The organism is Stutzerimonas stutzeri (assembly GCF_000935215.1).
GTDB lineage: Bacteria > Pseudomonadota > Gammaproteobacteria > Pseudomonadales > Pseudomonadaceae > Stutzerimonas.
Genome location: NZ_JXXD01000371.1, coordinates 1 through 405, shown reverse-complemented (window position 1 = coordinate 405; position 405 = coordinate 1). Strand labels below are relative to the sequence as shown.

Below are 405 nucleotides of genomic sequence, written 5' to 3'. Positions count from 1 at the left end.
CCGACTTCGCCGGCAGATTGCTGGAACGCCATGCGCTCAATGAGATCCGCTATGCCGAGACGCTCACGCGCATTCGCTCGGTGCTCGAGCAACGCGCGTATTCGGTGGTGTACCAACCCATTGTGCATCTGGTGGAAAACCGCATCGTTGGCCACGAGGCGCTGGCTCGATTCAGCGCGCAGCCGCAGCGAACCCCGGACAAGTGGTTCGCCGAGGCCGGGCTGGTCGGCTTGCAGCAGGAGCTGGAGGTCGCCCTGATCGAGGCGGCCCTGCACGACTTCGATCAGCTGCCGGCAGACAGCTACCTGTCGCTCAATGTTTCGCCGGAAACCATCCTCGTCGGCGCGCTTGACACGGTGCTCGCCGATCAACCGCTGGCGCGGCTGATGCTCGAGGTGACCGAAC

Annotated in this window: 1 protein-coding gene; it reads left to right on the top strand. The window is 64.4% G+C overall.

All coding sequences use genetic code 11. From position 1 onward, the window contains the following. The coding region (locus LO50_RS23455; protein ID WP_044316543.1) for an EAL domain-containing protein at positions 1-405 on the top strand (405 nt) is incomplete at both ends.